Genomic DNA, 13,369 nt, shown 5'->3' with positions numbered 1-13,369 from the left:
GGCCCGAGAAACGATCCGCGTCGGCCTTCAAGGACGCGGGCGAAAGCAGACCGGCGGGGCCTCGATGCCACCGCCGGGGGAAACGAACGGAGGATGAAGCCATGAAGACATCTCATCTTATGAAGGGCGCAGCCTTGGGCGCATTGCTGGCGGCCGGTGCGTACGCTGCGCCCGCCGTCGCGCAGGACTCGGTCTATTTCGCCAACAACGCCTACCGCACGGGCCCCTTCGCCGGCTCTGGCATCCCGATCGGCGACGGCATGCGCGACTACATCACCATGATCAACGAGCGCGACGGCGGCGTCGGCGGCGTCAAGATCGTCTATGAGGAATGCGAGACCGGCTACGACACCAAGAAGTCGATCGAGTGCTACGAACAGGCCAAATCGAAGAACACGATCGTCTATTCGCCCTGGTCGACAGGCGCGACGCTGGCCGCGATCCCGCGTGCCCATATCGACAAGATTCCGATCCTGTCGATGGCCTATGGCCTCTCGGCCTCGGCCGACGGCACCGCCTTCCCCTGGGTCTTCATTCCGCCCTTCACCTATTGGGACGGTGCATCGCTGATGGTGAAGCACATGGCGGCCGAACTCGGCGGCATGGACAAGCTCAAGGGCAAGAAGCTCGGCCTGATCCATCTCGACGCGCCCTTCGGCAAGGAGCCGATCCCGGTGCTCGAGAACCTCGCCAAGAAATACGGCTTCGAACTCAAGATCTATCCCGTTGCCGCCGCCGACATGCAGAACCAGGGCTCGCTCTGGCTGTCGATCCGACGTGACCGGCCCGACTACCTCTACAACCAGGGTTGGGGCGCGATGAACCCGACCGCGGTCAAGGAGGCGATCAAGAACAACTTCCCGATCAACAAGCTCATCGGTGTCTGGTGGGCTGGCGGCGATGACGATGCGCGCGCCGGCGGGCCGGAGGCGAAGGGCTACAAGTCGCTCAACCTGAATGCGGCCGGCACCAACTTCCCGGCGATCCAGGACATCCAGAAATATGTCGTGGAGAAGGGCAAGAGCCTCGCGCCGAAGGAGAAGGTCGGCGAGAACCTCTACAACCGCGGCGTCTACAACTCGATGCTCGTGGTCGAGGCGATGCGCAATGCCCAGAAGCTGACCGGCAAGAAGGTCATCACCGCCGAGGACATGCGCCGCGGCCTGGAGAGCCTCAACATCACCGAGGCGCGGCTCAAGGAGATCGGCATGGAAGGCTTCGCCACGCCGACCACGATCTCCTGCACCGACCATTCCGGCCACAGCAAGGCCTATGTCGCCGAGTGGGACGGCACGAAATGGACCAAGAAGGGCGACTGGCTCGAGCCGCTCAAGGACGAGGTCCGGCCGCTGATCGAGGCCAACGCCAAGGACTACACCGACAAGGCCGGCAACTGGCCGAAGCGGACGGAAGCCTGCGAGAAGTCGTCCTGAGCTGACGAGCCTGGCCCTTCTCCCCTCGGGGGAGAAGGTGTCTGCAAAGCAGACGGATGAGGGAAGTCTTGCAGTGCCTCATCCGTCCGTCCCTCATCCGATCCGGCTATGCCGGGCCACCTTCTCCCCGAGGGGAGAAGGAAGGAGCGCGAGATGTCCACCGCCACACTCGACCAGCCGACTGCCACCGCCCCCACCAGCGACAACATCCTGTCGCTGAACAATATCGAGGTGATCTACGATCACGTCATCCTCGTGCTGAAGGGGGTGTCGCTGCATGTGCCGCGCAAGGGCATCGTCGCGATCCTCGGCGCCAACGGAGCCGGCAAGACGACGACGCTGAAGGCGATCTCGAACCTGCTCAAGGCCGAGCGCGGCGAGGTCACCAAGGGCTCGATCGTGTTCGAGGGCGAGCGCGTCGACAAGATGTCGCCCAACGAACTGGTCCGGCGCGGCTGCATCCAGGTGATGGAGGGCCGGCACTGCTTCGGCCATCTCTCGATCGAGGAGAACCTGCTGACCGGGGCCTTCACCCGCCGCGACGGCAATGCCGCGATCAAGCGCGACCTCGAGAAGATCTACGAGCTGTTCCCGCGGCTGAAGCAGCGCCGCAACTCGCAGGCCGGCTACACCTCGGGCGGCGAGCAGCAGATGTGCGCGGTCGGGCGCGCGATGATGTCGAAGCCCAAGATGATCCTGCTCGACGAGCCCTCGATGGGGCTGGCGCCGCAGATCGTCGAGGAAATATTCGAGATCGTGCGCCGGTTGAATGCCGAGGACGGGGTGTCCTTCCTCGTCGCCGAACAGAACACCAACATGGCGCTGCGCTACGCCACCTATGGCTACATCATGGAGACCGGCCGCGTCGTCATGGATGGCGAGGCCAGCATGCTGCGCGAGAACGAGGACGTGAAGGAATTCTACCTCGGCGTCTCCGAGGGCGACAAGAAGTCGTTCCGCGAGGTGAAGAGCTACAAGCGCCGCAAGCGGTGGCTGTCGTGACCGGCGGGGCGGCAGGCGGTATAGCGCTGCGATGCTCTACGCTCTCATCGCCATCGTCGTCATCCTCCTGATCTTCGGGCCACAGGCCTGGGTGCGAAACCAGATGAGCCGACACGCAACCCCACGCCCGGACCTGCCGGGAACCGGCGGCGAACTCGCCAGGCATCTGCTCGACCGGTTCCAGCTCGGCACGGTCGCGGTCGAAAGCACCTCGGCCGGCGATCATTACGATCCGATCGCCCAGGTCGTGCGGCTGTCGCCGGAGAATCATGACGGGCGCTCGATCACGGCCGTCGCCGTGGCCGCCCATGAGGTCGGGCACGCGATCCAGCACGCCCAGGGCAGCACACTTTTCGCGCTGCGGACCATGCTGGCGCGCTTTCTCGGCGTCTTCGACAAGATCGCGATGGCGGTGCTGCTGACGGCCCCTATCGTCATGGCGATCACGCATGTGCCCGCGATCGGGCTGATGCAGGTCGGGATCGCCATCGCCATGCTCGGCGTCGGCCTGGTCGTGCATCTGGTGACGCTGCCGCTGGAGTTCGATGCCAGCTTCGGCAAGGCGCTGCCGATCCTTTCGGCTGAAGGCTATCTCGATCCGCGGGATCTGCCGGCGGCGCGTGGCGTGCTGCGCGCGGCCGCCTTCACCTATGTCGCGGGCGCATTGATCGGCCTGCTCAATTTCCTGCGCTTCCTGCGCATCATCCGCTGAACCGGGACATGATCGATGAGCGCCCATCACGATGATCTGGAGACCCGCCCGCCGGACAGGCGCGAGGCGGATCTGTTCGCCCGCCTGCCGGCGGTACTGGCCGCCGCGATGACGGCGCCGGCCTATGCCGCGCATCTCGGAGGCGTCGATCCTGCCGCAATCACCGATCGCAACGCGCTCTCTGAGCTGCCGGTCCTGCGCAAGGCGGATATGCCAGCTCTGCAGAAGGCAGCGCTGCCCTTCGGCGGTTTCGTTCCCGGCCAGCCCGGCGCCTTCGGGCGACTTTTCACCTCACCCGGCCCGATCTTCGAGCCCGAGGGCACGGGGCGTGACCCATGGGGCACGGCGCGCGGGCTGTTCGCGGCAGGGTTCCGGGCCGGCGACATCGTGCTCAACACCTTCGGCTATCATCTGACGCCGGGCGGCTTCATCATGGATTCCGGCGCCCGTGCGCTCGGCTGCGCCGTGATCCCGGCCGGACCGGGCAATACCGAGCAGCAGATGGAGGTGATCTCGGCTTACAGGCCCACCGCTTATACCGGCACGCCTGATTTCCTGAAGATGCTGATCGAGGCCGCCGAAAGCCGCGGCGTCGACATCTCCTGCATCAAGCGCGCGGTGGTCTCGGGCGCCGCCTTCCCGCCCTCGCTGCAGGCCTGGGTCAAGGAGCGTGGCGTCGATGCCTATCAGCTCTACGCCACCGCCGATCTCGGCATCATCGCCTATGAGACATCCGCCCGCGAGGGCATGGTTCTGAACGAGAACCTGATCGTCGAGATCGTGCGGCCGGGCACCGGCGATCCGGTGGCGGAGGGTGAGGTCGGCGAGATCGTCGTCACCAATCTCGACCCGCATCATCCCCAGATCAGGCTCGCGGTCGGCGATCTCACCGCCGTGATGCCGGGCGTCAGCGCCTGCGGCCGGACGAACAGCCGCATCAGAGGCTGGATGGGCCGCGCCGACCAGACCGCCAAGATCAAGGGCATGTTCGTGCGGCCCGAGCAGGTCGCGGAGATCGCCAAGCGCCATAGCGAGATCGCCAAGCTGCGCCTCGTCGTCGGCCGCGCCGACGAGGTCGACACGATGACGCTGAAGGCGGAGATCTATGCCGAACCCGCCGGGCTGATCGACGCCGTCTCCTCGACGCTGCAGCAGGTGACGAAGCTGCGCGGCGCGGTCGAAATCCTGCCGCTGGGCGCGCTGCCGAACGATGGCAAGGTGATCGCCGATGAGCGGCCGGTTGGATAGCGCGTCATGCTCGGGCTTGACCCGAGCATCTCGTCACCAGAGGTCTCCGGCGCCTCATTCGGCCTAAGATTCTCGGGTCTGCGCTTCGCTTCGCCCGAGAATGACGATCCTCACCAGTTGACCGGCGCTTCTCCCTTCGACTCCAGCCACGCATTCGCCCGCGAGAACGGCTTCGAGCCGAAGAACCCCCGCCGTGCCGAAAGCGGCGAGGGGTGGGCGCTTGCCAGCACCAGATGACGGCTTTCGTCGATCAGAGGCCGCCGCATCTGCGCCGGATTGCCCCAGAGGATGAAGACCACATGCGGCCGTTCGCGCGAGACGGCTGTGATGATCGCATCGGTCACGGCGCCCCAGCCGAGCAGCAGGTGCGAGCCGGCCTTGGACGCGCCTTCGCGCACGGTTAGCGCGGTGTTCAGAAGCAGCACGCCCTGCTTTGCCCATGTCGTCAGATCGCCGTCAGCCGGTGCAACGAGGCCGAGATCGTCGCCGCGCTCGCGATAGATGTTGACCAGCGAGCGCGGCAGCGGCGGCGGGCCGACATAGGAGAAGGCGAGCCCGTTGGCGTGGCCCGGCGTCGGGTAGGGGTCCTGGCCGAGGATGACGACGCGAACGCTGTCGAGCGGCGTCAGCGCCAGCGCGGCGAAGACGCGTTCGGGGGCGGGGGCCACGACATGGCCGGCCTCCCGCTCGGCATCGACGGCGGCGCAGGCGCGCTGGGCCTGCGCGCCAGGCTGGAAAACCGGCAGCGCGCCCCAGTCCCTGGCCTCAGCGCTCGCGAGAAAGGCCGCGAGCGCGGTGCGGCAGCTCACTTCAGGACAGCCCGGCCCTCGACCTTGGCGTCGATCGTGCCCAGCCGGCGCAGATAGACCATCACCTCATTGGCCATCAGCTTGCCGTCGGTCAGGCCGATCAGCGTCTTGCCGCGTCCGAGTGCGGTATAGCCGTCGCCGCCTTCCAGCATGAAGTTGTTCGACGCAACCGTATATTTGCCGGCGGGGTCGATCGGCTTGCCGTCGACCGTCACAGTGGTCACGCGCGAGCCCTGGGGCTGCTTCAAATCGGCCTCGAAGGCCAGGCCGGAGACGACAGGGAAGCGGCCGGCACCCTGGGGTGCGTCGCGCAGCCCGTTCTCGATCGCGTCCTTGACGTCCTTGCCGGTGATCTCGACCATGACGGTGGCGTTGCCGAAGGGCAGTTCGCTCAGCACGTCACGGCGGGTCAGCTTGTGGCCGATCGGATACTGCTTGTTGGCGCGGATGCCGCCGGCATTGGTGATCGCCAGCTGAGCGCCGGTCGCGGTCTTGATCGCATCGGCGATCAGGTTGCCGATCGCGGTCTCCTGCGTGCGGATGACGCCGGTGCGCGAATCAAGCGGTGCGGCGAGCACGGCGACATCGATGTCGAGCTCCTTCGAGAGCTCGGATTCGTAGCCCTTCACCAGGGCCGCGACTTCGGGGTCGGGCGTCGCGCCGCGCGAGTCGTTGACGCGGAAGGTCGGCGTCCAGGAGACCTGGCGGGCGGCGCCCTCGCCGCGCACGCTGACGGCGATGTCGATGGCGGTGACGTAATTGCCCTCTTCGTTCGATTCGACCATCACGACCTTGCCGTCATAGGCGATGGCGAGGTCGTGGTCGTGGCCGGTGAGCAGGATGTCGACGACGCGCGAGCGCACGATGGCGTTGTCCATGGCGCGGTCGGCATGAACGACGGCGACGAGGATGTCGGCGCCCTGGCTCTTCAGCGCGCGCGCCTCGCGCCGCAGCGCCTCCATGGTCGAGGAGAATTTCAGGTCGCCGGGGTTGGAGATCTGCGGGGTCGGGTCATAGGCGGTGCCGATGACGCCGACCTTGAAGCCGCCGAGCTCGAAGATCTGGCTGTCCTTATGGCCGGGCAAAGGCTGGCCGGCGGCGTCGCGCAGGTTGGCGGCGAAGGTCGGATAGCTCTGGGCTGCCGTCAGCTTGAGGTAGTTCTCCTTGCCGAAATCGAATTCGTGGTTCCCTGGCACGAAGACGTCGAGCCCCATCTTGTTCTGCATCGCGACGATATGGGCGCCCTGGTCGAAGCCCGACATCAGCGAGGGCGAATAGCAATCGCCGGCATGGCAGAACAGCACGGGCACGCCCTTGGCGCGCTCGGCCCTGGCGATGCCGGCGGCGCGCGCGAAGCCGCCGCGGCCCTTGTCGTCGCTCATCTTGTAGATGTCGTTGATCAGCAGCAGCGTGAAGGCAGGCGCCGGCGTCTGGGCGATCGCGGCCGGCGCTGTGGCGGCGAGCGCGGCCGGGGCGGCGATGACGCCCAGGGCGTTGCGGCGGGTCAGCTTGGTCATGAGGTGGAGCCTCTGATTGAGAACACCTCCAGACTAGCAAGGCTTGCGCCGTTCTGGCCAGCGCAACCATCGCCTCGGCCGCGTCGCAGGTCCTGTTGAAGGTTCGGCAGTGTCGCACCCCCGATTTCCGGACGTTTCACGACTGGACGAAAACCGGAACTCGTCTAAATCACGGGTCAGATGAAAGAGCGTGCCATGACCTCCGAGACGCCGCCAGCCGCTGCCGGATATGCCGTTCCGCTGCCGAGAGATCATCCTCCGATCCGGAGCGGGCGGATCGGGGTCCTGATGATGAACCTCGGCACGCCGGAAGGCACCAGCTACTGGCCGATGCGGGCCTATCTGCGCGAGTTTCTGTCCGACCGTCGCGTGATCGAGACGTCGCGCTGGCTGTGGTGGCCGCTGCTCAATCTGGTCATTCTGACGACCCGACCGGGCCGCAAGGGCAAGGACTACGCCTCGATCTGGAACAATGAGCGCGATGAGGGGCCGCTCAAGACGATCACGCGCTCCCAGACCGAACAGCTCGCCGCGCGGCTTGCGCCGGAGACAGGCGATCGCGTCGTCTTCGACTGGGCGATGCGCTACGGCTTCCCGGATGTGAAGAGCCGGCTGAAGGCCCTACTCGACCAGGGCTGCGACCGCATCCTGCTGGTGCCGCTCTATCCGCAATATGCCGCGCCGACCTCGGCCACGGCCTGCGACCAGGCCTTCCGCGCGCTGATGACGATGCGCTGGCAGCCGGCGGTGCGCGTCGTGCCGCCCTATCACGACGATCCCGCCTATATCAAAGCGCTGGCGACCTCGATGCGCGCCTCGCTCGCGAAGCTCGATTTCGAGCCGGAGGTGATCCTGTGCTCCTTCCACGGCATGCCGAAGGAGTATCTGCTCAAGGGCGACCCCTATCACTGCCACTGCGCCAAGACCTGGCGGCTGCTACGCGAGGAGCTGGGCTTCAGCCGCGAGCGCTTCCGGCTGACCTTCCAGTCGCGCTTCGGGCCCGATGAGTGGCTGCAGCCCTATACCGACGAGACGGTGAAGGCGCTGGCGGCGTCGGGCACCAAGTCGATGGCGATCGTCGCGCCGGGCTTCTCGGCCGATTGCCTGGAGACGCTTGAGGAACTCGATGTCGAGAACCGCGAATTCTTCATGCATGGCGGCGGCGAAAAATTCGCCTATCTGCCCTGCCTGAACGCCTCGGCGGAAGGCGTGGACGCGATCGAGGCGGTGGTGCGCCGCGAGCTGATGGGCTGGGTCTGATCCGCCCGCTGCGCCGCGCGCCCCGCCACGAAATCCGCGACGATCGCCGCGACCTGGCGCGATTGCAGGATGCGGCGATGCCCGAGCCCCTGCACGGCATGAAGCCGCACGAAGGAACCGGCGCCGGCCAGCATCTCGGCATTGGCGAAGCCGACCTCCTTGTCGTCGCGGCAATGCAGCAGCAGCGTCGGCCCGCCGAAGCGCGCGAGCTGATCGGCGCCTTCGAAGGCTGAGATCGGCGTTCCGGCGACGCTGTGGATGCGCGCCTCCAGCGCCGCCTGACCGCGCTGGCTTAAGCCGATCGCCCTGCCGAACTGGCGTGTCACCTGCGCCAGCGACGAAGGCGGGCAGATCATGGCGAGGCGCTGTGCCATCACGCGCGGCTGCGCGGGAACAGTGCCTGCGAGCGCCGCGAGCGCGATCGACCCGCCGAAGGAGTGGCTCACGATCGCATGCACGGGCGCGAAGGCACGCGCGACGGCCTCGAGGCTCGCCACGCCGAGCGGCACGTTGAGTTCGGAGCCGGTCGACTGGCCGTGCGCCGGCAGATCATAGGCGACGACCCGGAAACCCGCATTCAGCAGGGGAGCGACGAAGGCGCCCATCGTGGCCGCCTCGCCAGTCCAGCCATGCAGCAGGATGACGGTTTGCGCCGGGCTCCTCGCGATCTCGGGTCGAGGCTCGCAGACATAGGCCGAGACCGAGCCGCAAGGGAAAGGGACCGAAACCCGAGCCGCCCTGCCCAGCCGCCCGCCCATGGACTTGACCGCAGGGCCGGAATTGATTCCCTGATGAGCTCGGGGTGGCGTGCAGAAGGCCTTGAAAGCGAGCCGGCCGGTCAGGCGCGGCGCGATCAGGCTTGAGGCGCGGATAACGGGCCGGAGCAGGCGGAGGAACGAGGCGGCCATGGCGCGAGTCCTGATTTGTTCAGCCTTGAACGAGTATGTTCAATCATGAACAAAAAGCAAGAGCCTTCACCCCAGCCGAACAAACCCCGTCTGCCCTGGGACCTGCCGCGCTTCCGCAACTGGATCGCGGTGGCGCGCGTCCATCAGCTCTGGAAGAGGGTGTTTGGCGAGGCGCTCTTGCCGCTGGGCATCCAGCTCGCGCATTACGACGTGCTCGCCAACATCGCCCATTATCCCGGGCTGACCCAGCAGGCGCTGGCCGAGAAGCTGCTGGTCGGGCGGAGCACCATGAGCATGCTCCTGCCGGAGCTGGAGCGCCGCGGCCTGATCGAGCGGCGCGGCGACGACGCCGACCGCCGCGTCCGTCGCTTGTGGCTGACGGACGAAGGCGCTGCCCTGACCGACAGGGCCATGGCGATCCATGTCGCCAGGCTGGAGGAGATGATGACGGTGCTGAGCGACGCCGAATGCGATTCGATCGGCGAGATGATGCGCCGGATCGCGACATCGCTCGAAGGCCGAGCCGAGCCCGCCGCCCCGCAGGAATAGCAAAAGGGCCGCTCTTGCGAGCGGCCCCCTGCTGATCTGCCGTGCGTCGAGGCTTACTTCGCCGGGGCGAAGATGCCGATGCTGCTGGCGGTGATGTCGAAGGAGAGCGAGCCGACCACGGTCGGGTTGCACCAGTTCGAGGTGTAGTTGCCGGTCGCGTTGCCGCGGTTGATGCCGCGCGGATCCGAGGTCAGCAGGAAGCATTCGTTCTTGGAGAGGTTGGTGTCGTGATAACGGATATCCGCCGTCAGGTTCTTGTAGGTGTAGGACAGGCCGACGTTCCAGTAGTTGTAGTCGGGCAGGCGGATTGCCACCGGGAAGGCGATATTGGTGTTGGTCGTGCCCAGCCAGTAGCGACCGAATTCGCCGGAGACCGAGAGGCCTTCGAGGAAGGGAAGGTTGTACTTGGCGGTGGCCGAGGCGTAGGTGCCCTCCGCGCCGGTTCCGAGCCAGTTCCAAGCATGGAAGACGTTGGCGCCGACGGTGACCTTGTCGTCCCAGTTGTAGGAGACCTTGCCGACGACTTCCATGAAATCGGTGTTGCGCGGCGTCCAGGTCGCGCCCAGCGAGTCGATGAAGCGCTTCTCGTTGGGGTAGTAGTACTGGATCACGCCGAGATCGAAGGTGACGGGGCCGAATTTCGGCCGGATACCGGCAGTGAAGTCGATTTCGGCGGGCGGGCTGGTGGCGAGATCGACGTTGGAACCCCAGACACCGACATAGAACAGGTTGTCGTAGATCTGCAGCTCGACGCCGCCCTGGATCGCGGGCTTGCGGTCGGTCTGCGAGATGCCGCGGAAGTTGTAGTCCGTGACGCCCTTGATGCTGATCGCGGCATCGATCCAGGTGATGCTCGGCGGGATCGGGGCGAGCGGCGCGCCCTTGCGGCTCGGGAGATCGGCGGCCTGCGCGGCGCCGGCGAAAGCCGCGAGAGACAGGGTCAGGCCAGCCACCGAAGAACGGACGAAATCGAAAGCCATTATCTGCTCCGTGCCAAAATCGAGCTCTGCGCCGCAGCGCGTTTCCGCCACAATGAAGGCGGCCGATCGCCATTTTCAGCAAGGCAAGGTTTTTGGCAGGATGCTCAGGGTTTAAGCAAAAGGCCCCGCTTGAGGGGCCTTTTGCGCCTGCGAAATAGTCCAGGCCGACAAAGCGGTGGGCTGTTGTATTTCGATCACGCCGTATTCAGCGCGTAATATTTGGTCTCAGCGGATTGCGGGCTGGCCGGTGAAAGCGGTTTCCGGCTTGTCCAGATAGGTGGTCCGCAGGGTGTCAGCGCGGCGCGGCGGCAGCGGCGCCCGCATATTGGTCGGCACTGAGGGCACGGTCGAGGCGACAGGTGCAGCAGTCTCGGCCGGCGGCTGCGATCCGCCGATCAGCGGCATGAAGCTGAGCGCGCGACGATAGAAGGGCTGGCTCTCGTCGGATGCGGTGCCGAAGGAACCGGTCTGGCTTTCAGCAGCGACGGGAGCGGGCGACGCGGCGCCCGGCTGGACCCTGGCGAGCTGCGTCGCGGCCTGAGCGGCGGCAGGCTTGGCCCCCTCAGACTTGGACGCCTCGGGCTTGATCGAGCCGGTCTTGTTGGCTTCGGGCTTGGTCGTATCGGGCTTGGCTGGCTCGACCTTGGCGACCTGCGGCTGGGCGGCGGCCGAGACGGCGGCGAGCACGGCTTCGTTATCGGCCGATTGCGCCCGGACGGTCGCCTTCGCCTTGCCCTTGTCGTCTAGCACGACGACCTGCGGGCCGATGGTCAGCGCGTCGGGACGGCTGACGCCGACATCGCGCGAGGCCCAGGAGACCGAGCGGTTGAGCGAATCGGAACCGCTGGCGACAAGCGCGGTCTTGAACGAGCTATGCTGGTCGCCGTCGTCATAGAGAAGCTTGATGGCGGGCGTGCCCCTGGCGACCAGGGCTGCGACCTGCATGTCGTCCTGCTGGCGCTTCTGCTGCACGGCCTGGGCGACCGAGGTGTCGCCATTGCCGTTGAAGACATAGCGCCCGCCGTTGACGCCAACCTGCGGCTCGTCGCCGGTGACGTCGAAATAGTCGGTGCCTTCCTTCAGGTTTTTCCAGAAGGCGATGTTGGAATCGAGCCGGTGCTTGGCGAGGTTCTCCGGCGTCATCCGGAATGGCAGCGCCTGCATCTGGACGGCCTTCTGGCCGGCATTCTGGGCCTCGCGGACGAGCGCATAGATCTCGCCGATCTGGTCGTCGGTCATCGAGTAGCAGCCGGCCGAGGAGCAGGCGCCGTGCACCATCAGATGCGCGCCGGTGCGGCCATGCGAACGGTCATAGGCGTTGGGATAGCCCATATTGAACGAGACGTAATAGGACGAGTTCGGGTTCATCTGCGCCGGGCTGATGGCGTAGAAGCCCTCGGGGGCCATGCGGTCGCCTTCGCGAATCTTCGGGCCGAGCTGGCCGGACCAGCGGCACATGGGATAAGTCTTGAGCAGGGCGTACTGGCCGTTGGGCTTGCGCTTCCAGACCTCGAGCTCCGACTCCTTCTTGTAGGAGCGGATCAGCACGGGCTGGTCCTTGCTCATGCCCTTCTCGGCCATGAGGGTGTAGGTCGCCGACGGAATCGGGATGTGGTGGCGGGCGGAGCCGCGATAGCGGTCCTCCTCGCAGGCGCCCAGGGACAATGCAACAAAAGCCACGAGCGCGAGTTGCTTGAATGCCACGTCGTCAATCCCATCGAACGGCCGGCCAGGAGCGCGACCTGTGACTTCGCAAGACGGCCAAATTGTGCCCGCCGTCCCGTTTTAGAAGCGTTAGCCTTGAAGGTTCCTTACCACAGGGTCCGTGGTCTAGGCCACATGGTCAAGGCGGGGTTAATCGGCCCCTGGTCACCACGCTGTCGTAAGGAACCGGGCAGCCCTCAGAGATTGCGTCCGATCGCGAGGAATTTCGCCGCACGCTGATCGGCGATCTCGTCTGGCGAGAGCCCCGCCAGATCCGACAACGCCGAGGCCAGCGCATCGCTGGCGCGGCCCATGACGGCCTGCCGGTCGCGATGGGCGCCACCCGTCGGCTCGCTCACGATCCTGTCGATGACCCCGAACCTCAGCAGATCCTGCGCGGTGATCTTCATGCCGGTCGCAGCGTCCTGGGCGCGGCCGGTGTCGCGCCAGAGGATGGAGGCCGCACCTTCAGGCGAGATCACCGAATAGATCGCGTGCTCGAGCATCATCACCCGGCTCGCGGCTGCGATCGCGATGGCGCCGCCCGAGCCGCCCTCGCCGATCACCAGGGCGACACTGGGCGTGCGCAGACCGAGAAAGGCCTCGGTCGAGCGCGCGATCGCCTCGGCCTGACCACGCTCCTCGGCCTCGATGCCGGGATAGGCGCCGGCGGTATCGATGAAGCTCAGCACCGGAAGCCCAAAGCGGTCGGCGAGTTCGATCAGCCGGACCGCCTTGCGATAGCCCTCGGGCTTGGCCATGCCGAAATTATGCCGGATGCGCGTCTCGGTCGAATCGCCCTTCTCCTGGCCGATGACGCAGACGGGCTCGCCGCGGAAGCGGCCGAAGCCGCCGACGATGGCCTCGTCCTCACCGAAGGCGCGGTCGCCGGCCAGCGGGGTGAACTCCTCGATCAGCGCGGCGCAGTAATCCTTGAAATGCGGCCGCTGCGGATGGCGCGCAACCAGCGTCTTCTGCCACGGCGTCAGCGCGGCATAGAGATCCTTGAGCGCCTGGCTCGCCTTGGCATCGAGCCGCTCGATCTCCTCGGACAGCGCATAGCCTTCGCCCTTGGCCTCGAGGCCACGCAGTTCGTCGGCCTTCGCCTCCAGTTCGGCGACCGGTTTCTCGAAATCCAGATAGCTTCGCATCGTGATCCAGTTTCAGGTTCCGCGCCGGGACGATTCCGGCGCGTCAAAGCGTCATGCGGAACCGGGCTCGCGAAAAGCGGCGGACCTTGGCCGCGC

General features: G+C 66.3%; 12 protein-coding genes. 6 read left to right on the top strand and 6 right to left on the bottom strand.

Annotated features, from left to right (window positions below):
- Nucleotides 1-101: 101 nt before the first annotated feature.
- The 4 genes from AC1DYU_RS12995 to AC1DYU_RS12980 all read left to right on the top strand — a co-directional run bounded on the left by AC1DYU_RS12995 (nt 102) and on the right by AC1DYU_RS12980 (nt 4,395).
- A complete protein-coding gene (locus tag AC1DYU_RS12995) occupies nt 102-1,433 on the top strand; it encodes an ABC transporter substrate-binding protein (protein ID WP_476791983.1) in 1,332 nt (443 codons plus the stop codon).
- Nucleotides 1,434-1,586: 153 nt separating this feature from the next.
- On the top strand, nt 1,587-2,435 hold the full coding sequence (locus AC1DYU_RS12990) for an ABC transporter ATP-binding protein (RefSeq protein ID WP_476791982.1): 849 nt from the start codon (nt 1,587-1,589) through the stop codon (nt 2,433-2,435).
- A gap of 31 nt (nt 2,436-2,466) precedes the next feature.
- Complete coding sequence (locus tag AC1DYU_RS12985; protein WP_476791981.1) at nt 2,467-3,147, top strand: zinc metallopeptidase; 681 nt, start codon at nt 2,467-2,469, stop codon at nt 3,145-3,147.
- A 15-nt stretch (nt 3,148-3,162) separates the two neighbouring features.
- Nucleotides 3,163-4,395, top strand: a complete 1,233-nt coding sequence (locus AC1DYU_RS12980) for a phenylacetate--CoA ligase family protein (protein WP_476791980.1) — start codon at nt 3,163-3,165, stop codon at nt 4,393-4,395.
- Between the two features lie 110 nt (nt 4,396-4,505).
- Here the strand turns inward: AC1DYU_RS12980 and ung are convergent, their stop codons facing one another.
- Together ung and AC1DYU_RS12970 are read right to left on the bottom strand one after the other, a co-directional pair.
- Entirely contained in the window at nt 4,506-5,204 is a 699-nt protein-coding gene (ung, locus tag AC1DYU_RS12975; RefSeq protein WP_476791979.1) for a uracil-DNA glycosylase, read from the bottom strand.
- The gene (locus AC1DYU_RS12970; protein WP_158482457.1) at nt 5,201-6,721 is read right to left on the bottom strand and encodes a bifunctional metallophosphatase/5'-nucleotidase; all 1,521 of its coding nucleotides are present in this window, start codon (nt 6,719-6,721) and stop codon (nt 5,201-5,203) included. The genes ung and AC1DYU_RS12970 overlap by 4 nt, the downstream gene beginning before the upstream one ends.
- A gap of 195 nt (nt 6,722-6,916) precedes the next feature.
- On the opposite strand from AC1DYU_RS12970, the gene hemH reads away from it, so the two are divergent.
- Nucleotides 6,917-7,981, top strand: coding sequence for a ferrochelatase (gene hemH, locus AC1DYU_RS12965; protein WP_476791978.1), 1,065 nt, complete (start codon nt 6,917-6,919; stop codon nt 7,979-7,981).
- Here hemH and AC1DYU_RS12960 read toward each other — a convergent pair.
- Nucleotides 7,897-8,889 (bottom strand): alpha/beta fold hydrolase, encoded by a 993-nt coding sequence (locus AC1DYU_RS12960; RefSeq protein WP_158482459.1) that lies wholly within the window; start codon nt 8,887-8,889, stop codon nt 7,897-7,899. The genes hemH and AC1DYU_RS12960 overlap by 85 nt on opposite strands.
- A 45-nt stretch (nt 8,890-8,934) precedes the next feature.
- Between AC1DYU_RS12960 and AC1DYU_RS12955 the strand changes: the two genes are divergently transcribed.
- On the top strand, nt 8,935-9,438 hold the full coding sequence (locus tag AC1DYU_RS12955; RefSeq protein WP_158482460.1) for a MarR family winged helix-turn-helix transcriptional regulator: 504 nt from the start codon (nt 8,935-8,937) through the stop codon (nt 9,436-9,438).
- Nucleotides 9,439-9,491: 53 nt separating this feature from the next.
- On the opposite strand, the gene AC1DYU_RS12950 is transcribed toward AC1DYU_RS12955, so the two are convergent.
- The 3 genes from AC1DYU_RS12950 to AC1DYU_RS12940 form a co-directional block, all read right to left on the bottom strand.
- Nucleotides 9,492-10,418 carry a TorF family putative porin gene (locus AC1DYU_RS12950; RefSeq protein WP_476791977.1) on the bottom strand — a complete coding sequence of 309 codons (927 nt, stop codon included), beginning with the start codon at nt 10,416-10,418 and terminating at the stop codon, nt 9,492-9,494.
- 225 nt (nt 10,419-10,643) lie between these two features.
- Complete coding sequence (locus AC1DYU_RS12945; protein WP_476791976.1) at nt 10,644-12,122, bottom strand: L,D-transpeptidase family protein; 1,479 nt, start codon at nt 12,120-12,122, stop codon at nt 10,644-10,646.
- A 197-nt stretch (nt 12,123-12,319) separates the two neighbouring features.
- Nucleotides 12,320-13,273 (bottom strand): acetyl-CoA carboxylase carboxyltransferase subunit alpha, encoded by a 954-nt coding sequence (locus AC1DYU_RS12940; RefSeq protein WP_476791975.1) that lies wholly within the window; start codon nt 13,271-13,273, stop codon nt 12,320-12,322.
- Between the last annotated feature and the right edge of the window lie 96 nt (nt 13,274-13,369).

Source organism: Allobosea sp. P2_B12 (assembly GCF_056404835.1).
This window is presented reverse-complemented; position numbering and strand designations above follow the sequence as displayed.

What these genes read in the sequence shown, in the direction of transcription:
- AC1DYU_RS12940 (WP_476791975.1), bottom strand. Translation starts at nt 13,273, where the DNA reads ATGCGAAGCTATCTGGATTTCGAGAAACCGGTCGCCGAACTGGAGGCG.
- AC1DYU_RS12970 (WP_158482457.1), bottom strand. Translation starts at nt 6,721, where the DNA reads ATGACCAAGCTGACCCGCCGCAACGCCCTGGGCGTCATCGCCGCCCCG.
- AC1DYU_RS12995 (WP_476791983.1), top strand. Translation starts at nt 102, where the DNA reads ATGAAGACATCTCATCTTATGAAGGGCGCAGCCTTGGGCGCATTGCTG.
- AC1DYU_RS12980 (WP_476791980.1), top strand. Translation starts at nt 3,163, where the DNA reads ATGAGCGCCCATCACGATGATCTGGAGACCCGCCCGCCGGACAGGCGC.
- AC1DYU_RS12955 (WP_158482460.1), top strand. Translation starts at nt 8,935, where the DNA reads ATGAACAAAAAGCAAGAGCCTTCACCCCAGCCGAACAAACCCCGTCTG.
- AC1DYU_RS12960 (WP_158482459.1), bottom strand. Translation starts at nt 8,889, where the DNA reads ATGGCCGCCTCGTTCCTCCGCCTGCTCCGGCCCGTTATCCGCGCCTCA.
- AC1DYU_RS12985 (WP_476791981.1), top strand. Translation starts at nt 2,467, where the DNA reads ATGCTCTACGCTCTCATCGCCATCGTCGTCATCCTCCTGATCTTCGGG.
- AC1DYU_RS12990 (WP_476791982.1), top strand. Translation starts at nt 1,587, where the DNA reads ATGTCCACCGCCACACTCGACCAGCCGACTGCCACCGCCCCCACCAGC.
- hemH (WP_476791978.1), top strand. Translation starts at nt 6,917, where the DNA reads ATGACCTCCGAGACGCCGCCAGCCGCTGCCGGATATGCCGTTCCGCTG.
- AC1DYU_RS12950 (WP_476791977.1), bottom strand. Translation starts at nt 10,418, where the DNA reads ATGGCTTTCGATTTCGTCCGTTCTTCGGTGGCTGGCCTGACCCTGTCT.